At 71.7% G+C, this 17,571-nt stretch carries 11 protein-coding genes; 5 read left to right on the top strand and 6 right to left on the bottom strand.

The features are described 5' to 3' along the window. The first annotated feature begins 5 nt into the window (after positions 1–5). On the top strand, positions 6–1,241 hold the full coding sequence (locus tag AB0N16_RS32080) for a DUF4032 domain-containing protein (protein ID WP_365802808.1): 1,236 nt from the start codon (positions 6–8) through the stop codon (positions 1,239–1,241). 1 nt (position 1,242) lies between these two features. On the opposite strand, the gene AB0N16_RS32075 is transcribed toward AB0N16_RS32080, so the two are convergent. Continuing rightward, positions 1,243–2,112 (bottom strand): universal stress protein, encoded by an 870-nt coding sequence (locus AB0N16_RS32075; protein ID WP_365802806.1) that lies wholly within the window; start codon positions 2,110–2,112, stop codon positions 1,243–1,245. A 183-nt stretch (positions 2,113–2,295) separates the two neighbouring features. Here AB0N16_RS32075 and AB0N16_RS32070 point away from each other — a divergent pair, with 183 nt between their 5' ends. The 4 genes from AB0N16_RS32070 to AB0N16_RS32055 all read left to right on the top strand — a co-directional run bounded on the left by AB0N16_RS32070 (position 2,296) and on the right by AB0N16_RS32055 (position 8,802). Next, positions 2,296–3,972, top strand: a complete 1,677-nt coding sequence (locus AB0N16_RS32070; RefSeq protein WP_365802804.1) for an FAD-dependent oxidoreductase — start codon at positions 2,296–2,298, stop codon at positions 3,970–3,972. Continuing rightward, positions 3,969–5,447 (top strand): ATP-binding protein, encoded by a 1,479-nt coding sequence (locus AB0N16_RS32065; protein ID WP_365802802.1) that lies wholly within the window; start codon positions 3,969–3,971, stop codon positions 5,445–5,447. The genes AB0N16_RS32070 and AB0N16_RS32065 overlap by 4 nt, the downstream gene beginning before the upstream one ends. Next, positions 5,444–5,797 (top strand): UBP-type zinc finger domain-containing protein, encoded by a 354-nt coding sequence (locus tag AB0N16_RS32060; protein WP_365802800.1) that lies wholly within the window; start codon positions 5,444–5,446, stop codon positions 5,795–5,797. The genes AB0N16_RS32065 and AB0N16_RS32060 overlap by 4 nt, the downstream gene beginning before the upstream one ends. Positions 5,798–5,934: 137 nt before the next feature. Continuing rightward, the gene (locus AB0N16_RS32055) at positions 5,935–8,802 is read left to right on the top strand and encodes an AAA family ATPase (RefSeq protein WP_365802798.1); all 2,868 of its coding nucleotides are present in this window, start codon (positions 5,935–5,937) and stop codon (positions 8,800–8,802) included. 15 nt (positions 8,803–8,817) lie between these two features. Here AB0N16_RS32055 and AB0N16_RS32050 read toward each other — a convergent pair whose 3' ends face one another. The 5 genes from AB0N16_RS32050 to AB0N16_RS32030 form a co-directional block, all read right to left on the bottom strand. Beyond that, positions 8,818–10,047, bottom strand: coding sequence for an SGNH/GDSL hydrolase family protein (locus AB0N16_RS32050; RefSeq protein WP_365802796.1), 1,230 nt, complete (start codon positions 10,045–10,047; stop codon positions 8,818–8,820). Beyond that, positions 10,044–12,386: a glycoside hydrolase N-terminal domain-containing protein gene (locus AB0N16_RS32045; protein ID WP_365802794.1), complete on the bottom strand. Its 2,343-nt coding sequence runs from the start codon at positions 12,384–12,386 to the stop codon at positions 10,044–10,046. Before AB0N16_RS32045 ends, AB0N16_RS32050 begins: the two co-directional genes overlap by 4 nt. 121 nt (positions 12,387–12,507) lie before the next feature. Beyond that, positions 12,508–14,304 carry a CBM35 domain-containing protein gene (locus AB0N16_RS32040; RefSeq protein ID WP_365802792.1) on the bottom strand — a complete coding sequence of 599 codons (1,797 nt, stop codon included), beginning with the start codon at positions 14,302–14,304 and terminating at the stop codon, positions 12,508–12,510. A 31-nt stretch (positions 14,305–14,335) separates the two neighbouring features. Continuing rightward, positions 14,336–15,526 (bottom strand): ROK family protein, encoded by a 1,191-nt coding sequence (locus AB0N16_RS32035; protein WP_365802790.1) that lies wholly within the window; start codon positions 15,524–15,526, stop codon positions 14,336–14,338. A gap of 216 nt (positions 15,527–15,742) precedes the next feature. After that, positions 15,743–17,524, bottom strand: coding sequence for a M4 family metallopeptidase (locus tag AB0N16_RS32030; RefSeq protein WP_365802788.1), 1,782 nt, complete (start codon positions 17,522–17,524; stop codon positions 15,743–15,745). Positions 17,525–17,571: the final 47 nt, after the last annotated feature.

The following is a 17,571-nucleotide window of genomic DNA, read 5'->3' as shown; positions in this document are numbered from 1 at the left end:
GGGCCATGGCATTGCAGATCAGCGCCACCAACCCGGAGCACCCCGCTCTCCTGCTCGAACTCCCCTGGGACGTCCCGCTGGAGGAGTGGCCCGAGGAATACCTCGTGCCGCTCCCCCGCGGTATCTCCCGGCACGTGGTGCGCTATGCCCGGGCCGGCAGCGAGGTCATCGCGGTCAAGGAGCTGGCCGAGCGCCCGGCGCTGCGCGAGTACGAGCTGCTGCGCGACCTGGACCGCCTCGCCATCCCCGCCGTCGACCCGCTCGCGGTGATCACCGGCCGTACCGACGGGGTGGGCGAACCGCTGGAGTCGGTGCTGGTCACCCGGCACCTGGGCGGCTCGATGCCGTACCGCTCGATGTTCGAGACGACCATGCGCCCGGCCACCATGCACCGCCTCATGGACGCCCTCGCCGTGCTGCTCGTACGACTGCACCTGGCCGGGTTCGCCTGGGGCGACTGCTCGCTGTCGAACACGCTCTTCCGGCGGGACGCGGGCGCCTACGCGGCGTATCTGGTGGACGCCGAGACCGGTGACCTGCATCCGCAGCTCAGCAACGGGCAGCGCGAGTACGACCTCGACCTGGCCCGGGTCAACATCAGCGGCGAGCTGCTCGACCTGGAGGCGTCGGGGGCGCTGCACCCCTCGCTGGACCCGATCGAGTTCGGGTTCGAGATCTGCACCCGCTACGGCGAGCTGTGGGAGGAGCTGACCCGCACCTCGGTGTATCCGGCGGGCAAGTACCACTACATCGAACGCCGGATCCGACGGCTCAACGAGCTGGGCTTCGACGTGGCCGAGATGCAGATCGAGCACTCCTCCAACGGCGACTCCGTCACCTTCGTGCCGAAGGTCGTCGACGCCGGCCACCACCAGCGCCAGCTGCTCCGGCTGACCGGCCTGGACGCCGAGGAGAACCAGGCCCGGCGGCTGCTGAACGACCTGGAGAGCTGGATGGCCACCCAGGACGACTACGCCCCCGGCGACCCCCTGGCCGCCCGGCCCGAGGTGCTGGCCCACCGGTGGGTGCGGGACGTCTTCCGCCCCACCGTGCGGGCCGTGCCGCTGGAGCTGCGCGGCTCCATGGATCCGGCCGAGATCTACCACGAACTGCTCGAACACCGCTGGTACCTGTCCGAGCGGGCGCAGCACGACCTAGGCCTGGAGGTCGCGGTCGAGGACTACATCAAGAAGGTGCTGCCCAAGGCCCGCGAGACCCTGGAGCCGGTCGCTCCCGAATGACTCAGTCGTGCGGCACCACGGCCACCGGACAGTCGGCGTGGTGCAGCACCCCGTGCGCGACCGAGCCGATGCGGGCGCCGACCGCCGTCCGGTGGGCGCGCCGTCCGACGACCATCAGCTGGGCCCGTCCGGCCATCGAGAGCAGCACCTGGCCGGCGCTGCCCATCTCCACGTGCTCGGCGACCGGCACGTCCGGGAAGCGCTCCCGTAGCGGCCGTACCGCCTCGGACAGGGCCTTCCTCTCGAAGGGCTCCAGGCCGCCGGTCTCGTCCAGCAGCTTCAGCGAGCCCGGGCTGTAGGCGAAGACCGGCGGCAGGGTCCAGGCCCGGACCACCCGGACCGTCGCGCCACGGGCCGCCGCCGTCTCGAACGCGAACTCCAGCACGGCCGCGCTGTCCTCCGCCCCGCCCTGCTGACCCACGACGACCTCCCGCCCGGCGGCCTCGGCCGTGGACCGGTCCCCGGCGCGTACCAGCACGACGGGCCGGGCGGCCTCGGCGATCACCTGCTGCCCGACGGAGCCGAGCAGGAACCCGACGACCCGCCCGTGCCCGCGCGAGCCCAGCGCCAGCAGTTCGGCCCCGCCGGCCGCCTCGACCAGCACGTCGACCGGGTCGCCCGTCACGACGTCGACGCTCACCGCGAGCTCCGGATACCGACCGGTGACGGTACGCACCGACTCGGTCACCCCGTCCGAGACCCACCCGTACTGGGTCTCCCGGTCGCCCCCGAGCGCCTCGTGCTCCTCGTACCGCCACGCGTGCACCACCCGTAGCGGCAAACCGCGCCGCACCGCCTCCCGGGCCGCCCAGTCCAGAGCCGCGAGGCTCTCCTCCGTACCGTCGACCCCTGCCGTGATCGGGCGTGTCATGCACCGGCCTCCTCGTCGGTTCCGCGTATACGCGATCAGTCTTCCGCACGGACGGGTGCCCGCCGTGCACCGGTGTACCGGAGCGGAGGCGGGCGATCGAACATACGATGGGCGGGTGCGGTGGCCGCGCTCCTCCCGGGGGGCCCGCCGTACCGAGAACCAACGGCTCGGGGTGGGAGACGTATGGCACAGGCTGCCGACGCAGCACGGACCGTCATCATGACCGTGGACGACGACCCGGGAGTCTCCCGTGCCGTCGCCCGGGATCTGCGGCGCCGCTACGGCGCGTCGTACCGGATCGTGCGCGCGGAGTCCGGGGAGTCGGCGCTGGACGCGCTGCGGGAGCTGAAGCTGCGCGGCGACCTGGTGGCGGTGATCCTGGCCGACTACCGGATGCCGCAGATGAACGGCATCGAGTTCCTGGAACAGGCCCTGGACGTGTACCCGGGCGCCCGGCGCGTGCTGCTGACCGCGTACGCGGACACCAACGCGGCGATCGACGCGATCAACGTGGTCGATCTTGACCACTATCTGCTCAAGCCCTGGGATCCGCCCGAGGAGAAGCTGTACCCGGTCCTCGACGACCTGCTGGAATCGTGGCGGTGCAGCGCGTACAAGCCGGTGCCGGCCACCAAGGTCGTCGGGCACCGCTGGTCGGCCAGGTCCTCGGACGTGCGGGAGTTCCTCGCCCGCAACCAGGTGCCCTACCGCTGGTACTCGGTCGAGGAACCCGAGGGCCAGCGGCTGCTGGCGGCCGCCGGGGTCGACGGGCAGCGGTTGCCGCTGGTGATCACGCCGGACGGCACGCCCCTGGTCGAGCCGGAGGCGCCCGAACTGGCCGCGCGGGTGGGGCTCGCGACCACGCCCATGGCGGACTTCTACGACCTGGTGGTCATCGGCGGTGGCCCGGCCGGGCTCGGTGCGGCGGTGTACGGGGCGTCGGAAGGCCTGCGGACCGTGCTCGTGGAGCGCGCGGCGACCGGCGGGCAGGCCGGGCAGAGCTCCCGCATCGAGAACTACCTCGGCTTCCCGGACGGGGTGTCGGGGGCTCAGCTCACCGACCGGGCCCGGCGGCAGGCCGCCAAGTTCGGCGCGGAGGTGCTGACCGCCCGCGAGGTCACGGCCCTGGAGGTCAACGGGGCCGCGCGGGTGGTGCGGTTCGCGGACGGCTCGGCGATCGCGGCGCACAGTGTGATCCTGGCGACCGGTGTGCAGTACCGGCAGCTGGAGGCGGAGGGCTGCCTCGACCTGACCGGCTGCGGGGTGTTCTACGGCTCCGCGCTGACCGAGGCCGCCTCCTGCCAGGGCCACGACGTGTACATCGTCGGCGGCGCCAACTCGGCAGGCCAGGCGGCCATGTACCTGTCCCGGTTCGCCAAGTCCGTGACGCTGCTGGTGCGCGGCGCCGACCTGTCGGCCTCGATGTCGTACTACCTGATCCAGCAGATCAACGAGGCCCCGAACATCTCGGTGCGCGGCCACACGGTGGTCGACTCCGCGCACGGGTCCGACCGGCTGGAGCGGCTGACGCTCCGTCACTCGGTGAGCGGCGAGACCGAGTCGGTCGAGGCGCAGTGGATGTTCGTGTTCATCGGCGCGGCCCCGCTGACCGACTGGCTCGGCGACACCGTGCTGCGCGACGGGCGCGGGTTCATCCTGGCCGGCCCCGATCTGACGGTCGACGGACGGCCGCCGACGGCCTGGGAGCTGGACCGGCCGCCGTACCACCTGGAGACCAGCGTGCCCGGAGTGTTCGTGGCGGGCGACGCGCGTGCCGAGTCCGCCAAGCGTGTCGCGTCCGCCGTCGGAGAAGGAGCCATGGCAGTGATGCTCGTCCACCGTTATCTGGAACAGTCATGAGCGGGCAGCTGTGCCCGTGCAGCCCGCAGGAGATCGGCGCCCTCTTCCTCTTCGAGAAGCTGGAGCCGGAGCAGCTGGCGCGGCTGTGCGCCGCCGGCCGGGTGGAGCGGTTCGAGCCCGGCCCGGTCTACACCGAGGGTGAGCCTGCCACCTGCTTCTACGTGATGATCGAGGGCACCGTGGTGCTCTCCCGGCAGGTCGGCGGGGACGACGTCGAGGTGACCCGGACCTCGCAGGCCGGGGTGTACGCGGGCGCCATGCAGGCGTACCTCGGGGACCGGGTGCGGCAGGCGTACAACAACTCGATGCGGGTGACCGAGCCGACGCGGTTCTTCGTGCTGCCCGCGGACACCTTCGCGGACATCATGCGCGAGTGGTTCCCGATGGCCGTGCATCTGCTGGAGGGCCTGTTCTTCGGTTCGAAGAACACCCAGGCGGCGATCGGGCAGCGCGAACGGCTGCTGGCGCTCGGCTCGCTGTCCGCCGGGCTCACCCACGAGCTCAACAACCCGGCCGCGGCGGCCGTCCGGGCCACGTCCACGCTGCGCGAGCGGATCGCGAAGATGCGGCACAAGCTCGCGGTGATCGCCGAAGGGCCGTTCTCCCGGGAGCAGTTGGCCGGTCTGATCGAGCTCCAGGAGCGCACCGCCGAACGGGTCGCCAAGGCCCCGGCGATGAGTCCGCTGGAGGCCACCGACCGCGAGGACGCGCTCTCCGACTGGCTCGACGACCACGGCATCGACTACGGCTGGCAGTTGGCGCCGACCTTCGTGCAGGCCGGCCTGGACATCGACTGGCTGGAGCAGGTCTCGGCGGCGGTGGACGAGGAGATCCTGCCCAACGCGGTCGGCTGGCTCAACTACACCATCGAGACCGAGCTGTTGATGAACGAGATCGACGACTCCACCACCCGGATCTCGCACCTCGTCGACGCGGCCAAGCAGTACAGCCAGCTGGACCGGGCACCCTACCGGGTCGTGGACGTGCACGAACTCCTCGACAGCACCCTGCTGATGCTGTCCGGCAAGATCGGGCAGGACATCCAGGTGGTCAAGGAGTACGACCGTACGGTCCCGCCGGTCCCCGCCTACCCCGCCGAGCTCAACCAGGTGTGGACCAACCTCGTCGACAACGCGGTCTGCGCGATGAAGGACGGCGACGGCGTCGGACAGGGCACGCTGACCGTGCGGACCGCGCTCGACCACGAACACCTGCTGGTCGAGTTCCGGGACACCGGGACCGGGATCGCGCCGGAGATCAAGGACCGCATCTTCGACCCCTTCTTCACGACGAAGCCCGTGGGACAGGGCACCGGTCTCGGTCTGGACATCTCGTGGCGGATCGTGGTCAACAAGCATCACGGCACCATGCGGGTGGAGTCGGTGCCCGGGGACACCCGGTTCCAGGTACTGCTTCCGCTGACCGCCGAAGCGCCCGGGTCACAGGCGCCCGACACATCTGAGGAGACGGTATGAGTGGCGACACCGCGATCGACCCGAACGTTCCGCCGAGCGGTGCCGGGTGTGTGGAGTGCGACAAGGCCGGGGGATGGTGGTTCCACCTGCGGCGGTGTACGCAGTGCGGGCACATCGGGTGCTGCGACGACTCGCCCTCGAAGCACGCGACGGCGCACTTCCGCGACACGGGGCATCCGATCATTCGTAGCTACGAGCCGGGCGAGGGGTGGTTCTGGAGCTACGAGACGGAGGAAGTGTTCGAGGCGGGGCCGGAGTTGGCGCCACCGCTGAGCCATCCCTCGGACCAGTCGGTGCCGGGTCCTGCGGAGCGGGTGCCGGAGAACTGGGCGCAGGTATTGCGGGGTTGAGCGCCTACAGAGGTGGAGGCCATGGGTTACGGCGGCTGCGGGTCCGTTTCGGCTGGTCGCGCCCACGCGGCGGAGCCGCATACTGACACAGCCCCGCGCCCCTGGTTTCTCCGCTCGTCCCTTGTCAGGATGTGGGCGTGTCGCAGAGATCCTTTTCCACTCCCCTGATCGGGCGCGATGGCGAACTGGCCCGCCTCGCCAGGGCGCTTGACCGGGCCCGGGACGGCAGTGGGCAGGCCGTGCTCGTCGCCGGGGATGCCGGGGTCGGGAAGACACGGCTTCTGGACGAGGTGGCCGGCCGCGCGGCCGCCGCCGGGGCCACCGTCGTCACCGGGCACTGTGTCGACCTCGGTGATGTGGGGCTGCCCTATCTGCCCTTCACGGAGATCCTCGGGGTGCTGGCCGCCGACACCCGGTTCTCCGCCGCCGTCTCCGCGCATCCCGTGGTGGACCGGCTGCTCGGTTCCGGGTCGGACTCCACCCGGGACGCGGACGCCCGGCTGCGGCTCTTCGAGGGGGTCGCCGGGCTGTTCGCCGATCTCGCCGCGACCGCGCCGCTCCTCCTGATCCTGGAGGACCTGCACTGGGCCGACCAGTCCTCCCGGGATCTGCTGCGGTTTCTGCTCAGCAGGGCCGGGCTCGCCCGGGGGCTCACCGTGCTGGCCTCCTATCGGGCGGACGACCTGCACCGCCGGCATCCGCTGCGGCCGCTCCTCGCCGAGCTGGTACGGCTGCCCGCCGTGGAACGGCTGGAGCTGCGGCCGTTCGCCGATGCCGAGGTGACGCGGCTGGTGCGGGCCCTGGCGGAGCGGCCGCTGTCGGACACGGCCGTGCGGGACATCGTCGAGCGGGCCGAGGGCAACGCCTTCTACACGGAGGAGCTGGTGGCCGCCGCCGACGCGGAGGGGATGCCGACCGGGCTCGCCGATCTGCTGCTCATCCGGGTCGAGCAGTTGCCGGAGACGGCCCAGCGAGTGCTGCGTACGGCCGCGGTCGCCGGGCGCCGGGTGGGGCACGACCTGCTGCGGGACGCGGTCGGACTGCCGGAGGAGGAGCTGGAGTCGGCGCTGCGGGAGGCCGTCGGACGGCAACTGCTGGTCCCGGGAGACGGGGACACGTACGCCTTCCGGCACGCCCTCGCACGGGAGGCGGTCTACGCCGATCTGCTGCCGGGGCAGCGGTCACGCCTGCACGGCACCTTCGCGAGGCTGCTCGCCGCGGGCGGAGGCGGCACGGCGACGGCGGCCGAGCGGGCCCACCACTACCGGGAGAGCCACGACCTGCCGGAGGCGCTGGCCGCGTCCCTGGAAGCGGCCGACCACGCTCGGCGGGTGGGTGCCCCGGCGGAAGAGCTGCGGCAGCTGGAGACGGCCCTGGACCTGTGGCCGGCCGTGCCGTGCGAGGCGCGGCCCACGGGTGAGGGGCTCGACCGGGTGACCTTGACGCTGCGGGCCTCGGCGGCGGCCGCGCACGCCGGTGAGGCGCACCGGGCGGTCTCCCTGACCCGGGCCGCGCTGGCCGGCACCGGCCAGGACGCGGACCCCGAACTCGCCGCCCGGGTGCGCTACACGCTCGCCGGGAACCTGATGACCGTCGACAACCTCGCCGCCGCGTTCGCCTACAGCAGCGAGGCGCTCGCGCTGATCCCGGCCGATCCGCCCTCGCGGACCTGGGTGTGGGCGGCGGCCACCCATGTGATGGCGGCTCGCCAGATCGGTGACGACGCCACCGCGCTGCGGGTGGCCCGGCAGGCCCTGGCGGTCGCCGAGCGGATCGGCGCCACCGCGGCCCGGGCCGATCTGCTGATCTCCCTGGCCCGCCTCGAAGGCGGCGGCCGCCACAGCCGGGAGGGGCGTGCACGGCTCCGCGAGGCACGGGAGCTGGCCCGCTCAGCGGGGGACGCGCCGGTGGAGATACGGGCGCTGTTCTCCCTGGCCATCGGATGCTTCGAGGCGGGCGAGTTCCAGGAGTGCCTGCCGTGGATCACCGAGGGACTCGATCGGGCCCGGCGCTCGGGGTTGCTGTCCTCGCCGTATGCCTCGGAGATGCGGTATCTGCGGCTGCTGGTGCTGTACACGCTGGGGCACTGGGACGAGTGCGTACGCTCGGCCGACGCCGACCCGGCACCCGGCTTTGCCCAGGGTCCCGCCCTGTACGTGGCGCTGGCCCGGGGCGAGCCGGATGTCGTGGCGCGGGGGCGGGCCCTGCTCGGGGAGCGCTTCGACTGGATGCGCCGGCTCGTCGGCGGCGTCGTGCTCACCGACGCGGCGGCGCTGCGGGGCGACGCTGAGGAGGCGGTGGCACGGATGCGGGAGTCGGTCACGGCGCTGACCGACGAGTCGGGGCGGCCGCCGGACGTGACGGTCCGGCTGGCGGCGCTGGCGCTGGCGGCGGTCGCGGACCAGGCGGTCGCACTACGCGGCACCGGGGACGACGGCTACTGGACGGACCTTGCCGGTGAGTTGGTGGAGCTGGCCCGGGTCTCGGCCGAGCGGCAGGGTCCGGAGGGGCAGGCCTGGCTGGCGCGCGCGGAGGCCGAGTGGGCCCGTGCGGTGTCCGGGCCGGACGCTGCGGCCTGGGAGAAGACGGTGGCCGGGTTCGCGGACGGCGATGTCTACGAGCTGGCTCGCGTTCGGCTCCGGTACGCCGAGGCCCTGTCGGCCGACGGCCGGCGTGCGGAGGCGGAGGAGCAGACGCGGTCGGCGCGGGAGACGGCCGTGGCGCTGCGTGCCGCGCCGTTGCTGGCGCGGCTGGACGCGCTGCCGGGCCGGGCCGCCGAGGTCCGCCTCTCCCCGCTGACCGCCCGGGAGCAGGAGGTGCTGCGGCTGCTGGCGCTCGGCCGCAGCAACCGGCAGATCGGCGAGGAGCTGTTCATCACCGGCAAGACGGCGAGCGTCCATGTCTCCAACATCCTCGCCAAACTGGGCGCGGCGAGCCGTACGGAGGCGGTGGCGATCGCCTACCGGGAAAGCCTGATCACCCCCGAGCCGACGGCCCAGGGGTGATCGGACGGGGGTGGTTCAGCGGTTGCAGTCCAGGCTCGCCAGGTCGACGGAGTCGGCCATGGCCTGCATTCCCTTGTCGTTGGGGTGGATGTGGTCGCCGCCGTCGAGGAACGGCAGCATCCGCGCCTGGTCGTAGGGGCTGCGCAGGATCCGGTCGAAGTCGGCGGTTCCGTCGAACTCCCCGCTGGTGCGGATGTACTGGTTGACCTCCTGCCGTACGGCCTCGCCCGCCGGGTCCCACTCCGACCAGCCCTCGAACGGCCCGACGGTCGAGGCGACCACGCACTTGCCGGCCGCGTGCGCCCGCCGGACGATCTCCTGGTAACCGGCGATCAGGTCGGCCGCGGTGACCCCGGTGTGGGCCTTGATGTCGTTGACCCCCTCGAAGAGGAAGACGGTACGGACACCCGGCTGGCTGAGGACATCGCGGTCCAGCCGGTGGAGGGCCGCCTGTCCGGCGCCGTCGGCGAGGACCTGGTTGCCGGAGATCCCCTCGTCGGCCACGCCCTTGACCTCGGTGCCCGCCTTCTGGAGCCTGCGGGCGAGATAGTCCGGCCAGCGGCGATTGAGGTCGGTGGTGGACGCCCAGCCGTCGGTGATGGAGTCGCCGAGCGCGACCACGGCCCCGGTGGCCGGGCTCGACGGCCGTACGGAGACCGAGTCCAGGTACCACCAGGAGCCGGTGGTCTCCGTCCAGTTGGCGGCGCTCTCCTCGGCGGTGTGGTCGCCCTGGGTGGCGTAGGAGGTCTGCATCGCCATCCAGTGGCCGGTCGCGGGGCCGGCCGCGTCCGGGCTGTGCAGGCTGACGACCAGGTTGCTGCCGGCGGCCAGGCTGCCGGGCAGCGGGTCGCTCCACGTGGTGGCACCCGCGGGCACGGTGACCGTGCGGGCGCCGTCGAAGGTCAGCCGCTTGTTGCTGCCCGGCTTGAGGGCGGCGCCCTGGCTCTGGAGTCCCGCGTAGACGCTGTCCAGGGTCAGGGGCCGGTCGCCGAAGGCGTTGGACAGCCGCACCCGCAGATCGCCGCCGGCGGCGCTGGTGTGTACGACCAGCCGGTAGCCGCGGTCGGCGGTGCCCTGGCCCATCTGGTCGGCACTGGCCCCCCAGGTGACGACGTCGTGCCGGGTGGTGGCAGTCTGTACCCGGGGCTCCCACCCAGGTGCCGCCTGGGCGGGCCCGGTCTGGCAGGCGACCGTGGCCAGTAGGACGGCGGCGAGGCCGAGGAGCCGCGCGAACCGGCCGGTCACCGCGCGAGGTCCTTCAGGGTGACGGACGCGCCGGGCTTCAGCGTGACCGTCCGTGACTTGCCGCCGTAGGCGACCGTCGTGGTACGGCCGCCGACGCTGCGGATCCGGGCCTCGGTCGGCTTACCGTCGCGCCAGCTCAGGTCGACGACGAAGCCGCCGCGTGCCCCCGCCCCGGTGACCTTGCCGGAGGCGGCCCAGGCGGCGGGCAGGGCGGGCAGGAGCTCGAGGTGACCGGGACGGGAGTACAGCAGCATCTCCAGGATCGCGGCCGGGGTGCCGAAGTTGGCCTCGATCTGGAAGATGCCCCGGCCTTCCTCGACCTGGTAGATGTCGAAGAGGTTGGGCGACGTGCCGTTGCTGCCGTTGCTGGAGGGGCGCAGGTTCCGGACGACGAGTTGGTAGGCCTTGTCGGCGTCCTTCAGCCGCGACCAGCACAGCGAGCGCCAGGCGTTGGCCCAGCCGAAGCTGTCCATGCCGCGGGCGGTGAGCAGGGCGGTGGCGCCCTTGACGATGTCGGCGGGGGTGGAGCCGTCGGGGCGGATCCGGTCGCCGGGGAAGAGGTTGATCAGCGGCGAGAGGTGGCGGTGGGTGGTCTCGCCGAGGTTGTCCGGGGACATCCACTCCTCCAGCCAGCCGGTCTTGGGGCTCACCACCGGCAGGTAGAGGCGGTCGCGGAGCTTGCCGATGGTGCCCGCGTATCCAGCATCCCTCTTCAGCTCGGCGGCCGCAGTCCGGAAGTTCCCGAACAGCATCCACACCTGTTCCTGAGCGTAGGTGATGCCCTTGGCGTCCAGCGGCCCCTGCTCCGGCGACCAGTCGCTGTCCGCGATCAGCACCTCCCTGCCGTCGTCCAGGGTAGTGGTGAGCAGGCGCGCCTCCCAGAACTCGCAGGCGCCCTTGAGCAGTGGATAGATCTTCTCCAGGTGGGCGCGGGACTGGGTGAACTCGTAGTGCTCCCACAGGCTCTGGCACAGCCAGGCGTTGCCCGCCGGGTGCCACCACCAGCCGCCTCCGCCGAAGGGGTTGGTGGAGATGGCGACGGTCCAACCCGCCACCTTCCCGGTGGAGTTGCGGTAGCGGTTGCGGGAGTCCTGGAACAGCCGGTGCGTGAGGTCCTGCCAGGCCGGGAGCTGGTCGACGCAGTAGTCGGTGAAGGCGTCGAAGCACTGGGACAGGCCCAGCCGGTCGGACATCCAGTAGTTCATCTGGATGTTGATGTCGGTGTGGTAGTCGCCCATCCAGTCCGGATCGTTGCCGTCCAGCCAGAGGCCCTGGAGGCCCATCGGCAGACTGTCGCGCGATCCGGCGATCATCAGATAGCGGCCGAACTGGGCGTAGGCGGCCTCCAGTTCCGGGTCCGGGTCGCCGGTGTCGGCGCGGGCCTGGAGGCGCGCCCAGGTGTCCAGCTCGCGCTGGTCGGCCGTCGAGGTGCCGAGTGAGAGGTCGAACTGCCCGAACAGCGCCCGGTGGTCGGCGGCGTGGGTGCGCAGCAGCGAGTCCGCCGAGTGCCGGGCGGCGGTCCTGACCTTGGTGCGGGCGAGCGCCCGCGGGTCGAGGGAGGGGTCGCGGAAGCCGGCGGCGTCCGGTGCGTAGTTCGTACCGCCGCTGAGTACGACCGTCAGCTCCCGGCAGTCGGTGAAGGTGATGTGCGAGCCGCTCACCCGCACGCTGCCGCCGCTGCCGTACGCCTGGACGGCGGCGCCGTACTTCAGTCCGTTGGCGAAGGACCCGGCGAACGACTCGGCGGTGCCACCGGTCTCGCCGTGGGTGCCCTCGAAGGTGAGGGTGCCGGTGTAGCGCCCGCCGCCGTCCTGGCTGAAGTGCGCCACGATCACGTCGTCGGGGCGGCTGGCGAAGATCTGCCGCCGGTAGGTCACTCCGGAGCGGACGTAGGACGCCGAGACCACGCCGTTGTCGAGGTCGAGGGCGCGGCGGTAGTCGGAGACGGCACCCAGGTCGTGGTCGGGTATCTCGACGACGAGCCGGGCCAGCAGGGTGAGCGAACCGAAGTCGGCCCGGCCGTAGGGGAACTGCCCGTCGGAGTCGAGGGTGTCGTTGAGACCGCCGGTCCACAGGGTGGCGTCGGTGATCAGGAGGAGTTCACGACCGGAGTCGTTGCTCGCGAGGGCACCGAGTCGGCCGTTGCCGACGGGCAGACCCTGCGTGATCATCGACCCGTCGTCGGCGGGCGCCTGCCACCAGAGCTGATGGCGGGCGGAGGTGAGCGGCTCGGAGGACCGCAGCGGGGCGGCGGAGGCGGTGAAGGAGGGGAGCGAGGCGAGGGCTCCGGTGGCGGCGGCGAGGGCGAGGAAGCTTCGTCTGCTGGGGTGATTCTGCATGACGCTGTCCTTTGAAGTCTGGGGCGATACAGCGCGCCCCCAAGGGGCGCGGGGAACTGCGCGACCGGCCCCCGCCGGCCGGCAGTTCCCAACGACGCGTGTATCGAGGTGAGCGAGGTGACTAGCGCGGAGACTTGGGAACGTCGATCCGGTCGACGTCCGGCGCGTACCCGGACCCGCTGTCGAAGCTGATGGTGTTCGCACCGGCCTTCAGGGTCACCGGCACGCTCACCGTCGCCACGGTCCCCCAGTCCCCGGTCGACGGGAACTTGTGGCTGGTGCCGCCCCCAGAGTTGGCCGAGATGGTGGCCGACCGCGAGTCACCGCTGACATACGCGACCTTCACCAGATACGTGCCGGCCTTGTCGACGACCACGTTGTTGAAGGTCAGCTTGCCGCCGACGTACAGGTTTCCGACCTTCTTCGCACCGGAGCAGGCATCGCACCCGGCGACGGAGGCGTTGCCGCTCAGCGTGTTGCCGCTCGCCTCGGCCTCGTAGCCGGTGGAGGCCAGCGCGCTGCCCTTCGGCGTCACGGTGAACAGGCGCGAGCCGTGCGCAGGCAGCGCCTCGGTGATCTTGCTCGGGTATGAACCGAGGTTCTCACGGTTCCACAGATCCCGCACCGACGCCTTGCCGGTGAAGCCCAGCGCTGTCCAGTCGGCGGTGACCGCCGCAGGCGAGTCCGCGAGGTTGAACAGGGCCACCGTGTACGTGCCGTCGGCGTTCTTCGCCGCCCAGACCTGCTGCGGGTCGGACGGGGTGACCGGCCGGGCCGGCGGGTTGTCGCTCTGGTCGACGGCGATGACCTCGCGGTTGGTCAGCAGGGAGACGCCGTAGTCGTCGAGCTTGGTGATGTCGTCGCCGGTGAACAGGGGCGACTTGGCGACGGCCCAGAGCGTGGCGTAGCTCTGCCGTTCGGCCTTGGTGAGGCCGTCCATCGCGCCGTTGCCGACGTCGAGGGAGTCGAGGTCGTTCCAGCCGCCGGGGCCCGCCTTGCCGGTCCAGGCCGGGGTGTCGTCCCAGCGGTCGTCGACCGAGTTCTCCCAGCTGACCAGGGTGTTGCAGTAGCACTCGACGTCGGTGTCGATGCGCCAGCCGTTGGTGTACTTCTGCCAGTCGGCGGCGTGCCCGAAGTCCAGCGACCAGGAGGCCTCCAGGTGGATCGGTCGGCCGGTGGCGGTGATCGCCTTGTGCCAGGCGGCCACGTCGGCGATGTTGTTGTACTGGTCGCCGCTCTTGCCGGAGCCGGGACCCACGCCGTCGAGCTTGAGGAAGTCATAGCCCCAGCCGGCGATCATCTGGGCCTGGGAGTCGATGTACTTCTGCGCGCACGGCTTGTCGAAGTCGATCTTGTAGGCGCTGTCCCAGCCGTTGGTGGTGCGCAGGTCGTCGTAGACGATGTCGGCGGTGGTACAGCCGTCGGCGTTCCAGATCGGCGTCTTGCCGTCGCCGTAGGCGCCCTTCTCCAGGCCGGCCGGGAGGTAGATGCCGGCCTTGAGACCCTTGGCGTGGATCCGGTCGGCGACGGCCTTCATGCCGCTGGGGAAGCGGGCGGAGTCGGCCTTCTGGCGGCCGTACTGGTCGTAGCCGGACTTCCAGTTCCAGTCCATCCACCAGCCGGCGTCGATGTTGATGTACTCGTAGCCGTACTTCTTCAGCTTGCTCGCCATGGCGTCGGTCTGCTTGAGGACGTTCGCCTCGGTGAGGTAGCTGTAGTCGCCCTGGTCGTTCAGGCCGGGGTACTTGGACGACTGCATGCTCCAACTCGACCAGCCCATGTAGGGCTTGGCGGCGATCGGGGCGGGTGTCTGGGCCTGGGCGGCCGGCACGGCGGCCGCGAAGGCCGCGGTGAGTGCCAGCACCAGAACGGTTCTGAGCCCGCGTGCGGGCAGGACGGAGTACGAAGGTGACCGCATGGGCCCTCCTGGGGTCGGGGTCTTGGGCGGCTCAGCCCTTGCCCATTGGGGTGGGAGACGAGGTGATGAAGGACTGGATCGCGGCGGCCGCGGCCCCGCGCGCCCACTCCTCGAACGGGAGTGGACGGGTCTGTACGTCGCACTGCGCGGCGGAGCCGAAGGCGGCCGCGGTGAACGAGTCGAGGATCTGCTCGGCGAAGAGGTCGTAGGCGGCGAGTCCCTCGCCGGAGATGATCACGCGTTCGGGGCCGAAGAGGTTGGCCACGGTGGCGATGCCCCGGCCGATGGCCTCGCCGGCGCGGGCGTACACCTCCCGCGCTCCGGGCACGCCTTCGTGGGCCAGGACCACCGCCTCCGCGGAGTCCGCCACTTGACGGCCGGTCACCTCGCGCATGCGGGTGACGATCGCGGCGTCCCCGGCGATCGCCTCCACGCAGCCGCGGTTGCCGCAGTGGCACAGGGGCCCGGCCGGGTCGATGGCCACGTGACCGATCTCCCCCGCCACCCCGTGCGCGCCCGCGACGAGCCGGCCGTGGATCACCAGTGCGCAGCCGATGCCGGCGCCGACGGTGACCACGGCGAAGTCGGAGAGCCCGACCCCGGCGCCGAACCACTGCTCGGCGACGGCCAGGGCACGTACGTCGTTGTCGACGACGACCGGCAACCCCGTGGTCATGCCGGCGAGTTCGGCGAGGGCCACGTCCCGCCAGTCGAGGAAGGGCGAGTAGCGCACGACCCCTTCGGCGCGGTCCACGTCGCCGGAGACGGCGATGCCGAGGCCGAGGACGGGGGCGCCGAAGTCCTCGGCCTCGGTGCGCAGTTCGTGGGTCAGGTCGGCGATGGAGGTCAGGACGGCCTTGGCGGCGCGGTCCCTGACCGGCAGCCGGCGCGCCAGGCGGATCCGGCAGCACAGGTCGGTGAGGACGGCGATGACCTCGTCGCCGGTCACCTTGACCCCGATGAACAGCGCGCGCCCGCCGTCGACCCGCACCAGGTTGGCGGGGCGCCCGAGGGCCGGCCGGGCCTCTCCGTCGGCGTCCTCCGCCAGATATCCGGCCGCCAGCAGCGGCCGGACGGCCTTGGTCACGGCCGCCGCCGACAGGCCGGCCCGGCGGGCCGCCTCCAGCCGGGTGAGGGGGCCGTGGGACAGGACCGTGGTGAAGATCTGCGAGACGGCCGGCGTGTGGGCCGGGAACGTCTCGGCACGGGAGGTGGAGCGCATGGTCGGGAACTTAGGTGGCTTATTTTCCGCTGTCAATAAAAGAAACAGGAATCACCTGAAGGTTGACTGTGAGGCTGCCGTGGCCTTCAAATAGCGGGTGACGTGGGGGCGTTGACGCGCGTTCCACCAGTGGCTTCGATCCGGTTCCACCGGTGGGGGCGATCCGGGTGCCCGGCCCCCCGACAGGGCACCCGGATCAGCGGTGTGGCGTGCCCGTCAGTGGCGGGCGGCCGGCTCGTTGGCCTCGGTGACGTTGACCGCGGCCCAGGCCTGGTCGACGGTGCGGTACTCGACGCCGCTCGCGCCGTAGAGGTCCTTGGCCGCCTTCAGCGTCGCGACCCGCGCGTCGTGGAAGTCGGTCGAGGAGACCATGTACCGGGTCAGGGCGCGATAGAAGATCGCCGTGGCCTTGGCGCGGCCGATGCCGGTGACCGTCGACCCGTCGTAGGTCGGTGAGTCGTAGGTGGTGGCGCCGATCCTCTTGCGGCCGCTGCCCTCGGCGAGCAGGTAGTACGCGTGCGAGGAGACTCCGGAGCCGGCGTGCACCTCGGCGTCCGCCACCTCGGGCGACCAGTAGTCGACCGTGCCCTCGAGGCGGTCGAGCGAGGGGTGGTCGAGGCGGCGCAGGAACTTCTGCTGCAGGCCGAGCTTCTCGCCGAGCAGGTAGTTCGGCGGGTTCTTCGGGTTGTTCGCGGAGAACTCCACGTTCGAGCCGAAGACATCGGCCAGCGACTCGTTCAAGGCGCCCGGCTCGCCGTACTGGTTGCCGGCGTCGTCGAAACGGGTCGGTTCGAGCTTCGCGGTCGCGTCCACCACACCGTGGGTCAGCTCGTGGCCGGTGACGTCGAGGACGACCAGTGGCTTCTTGATCTCCTGACCGTCACCGTCGCCGTACAGCATGCACCCGCAGTCCGAGTCCCAGAAGGCGTTGCCGACCTTCCTGCCCCAGTGGACCATGGCGCGCGCGGGCTTGGAGTTGTTCGCTATGCCCTTGCGGCCGAAGGTCTTCTTGTAGAAGTCCAGGGTCTTGGTGATGCCGTACTGGGCATCGGCTGCGGCACTGCCCCTGCTGCTGGTGGCGCCGTTGCCCCAGCTGTCGGTGGTGCTGGTGAACTTGGTGCCCTGGGCGAAGCTCTCGGTCTCCTTGCCCTTGGCGTCCCGGGTCTCGGTTCCGTAGCGGGTCGGGTCCTTGAGCAGGAAGCTCTTGCGGGCGGTCTGCGTGGTGGTGAGCGGGACCTTGCCGACGAAGAGCGACCTGCCGGAGCCGTGCGCGGTCGCCGGGTAGCGGGCCGCGGCGGAGACGGACGCGCCGGCGAAGGCGTCGGCGTGAGCGGCGATGCCGGTGGCCGGGGCGAGGGTCTCGCCGCGCTCGCGGAGGGTGTCCAGCACCTTGGGCGAGAGGAACTCGTCGTTGTCCGGCGTGTTGCTGCGCACCTTGCCGGTGAGAGCGTCGATGACGACCGTACGGGCACCGTCCGGGCCGTCGACCGCCACCTGGTAGGCGAGGGCCGAGGCACCGCCGCGGGCGTCCACCACGAGTGCGGCGGTGCCGGCGTCGCCGCCGGCGGCCGAGGCGGCCTTCTCCTCGGCCTGGCGGGCCGTCAGCTTCGCCTCGGTGGTGGGGGGCCGGACGGCGTGGTCAGCCGCCCGGGTGACGCCGGTGTAGGCCAACCGACGGGAAAGATGCACCACGAGATCGCCGCCGAGCACCGGCATGCCCCGGTGGGTGCGGACGAAGCGGACGTGACGCGCCCCCTCCGGGTCGATCATCACGTCCTGCGCCTGGAGCTCGTCGCCCGCGCCGACACCGGTGGCCGGGGCGTGGGCGAAGGCCGCGGTCCGGGCCGCGGCCACCACCTGCGCGGCCGTCGTGGCGGCGGCCGCGGCCCGCTGCTCCACCCCCGTGGTGGGACCGGCGAAGGCCGTACCGGCCAGGCCCGTGGCGGCCGTGGTCACGGCGACGGCGACCGCCACGCTGCGTATGTGCGCGCTACGCACTGATCAGGGTTCCTTACGTTCGAAGACGGCCGGGATCGCTCACCGAC

Origin of the sequence: Streptomyces sp. NPDC051105, assembly GCF_040682795.1 — a bacterium.
In the GTDB taxonomy this organism is placed as follows: Bacteria; Actinomycetota; Actinomycetes; order Streptomycetales; family Streptomycetaceae; genus Streptomyces.
Note: the sequence above shows the minus strand (reverse complement) of the source record. Positions and strands in the feature narration are given on the sequence as shown.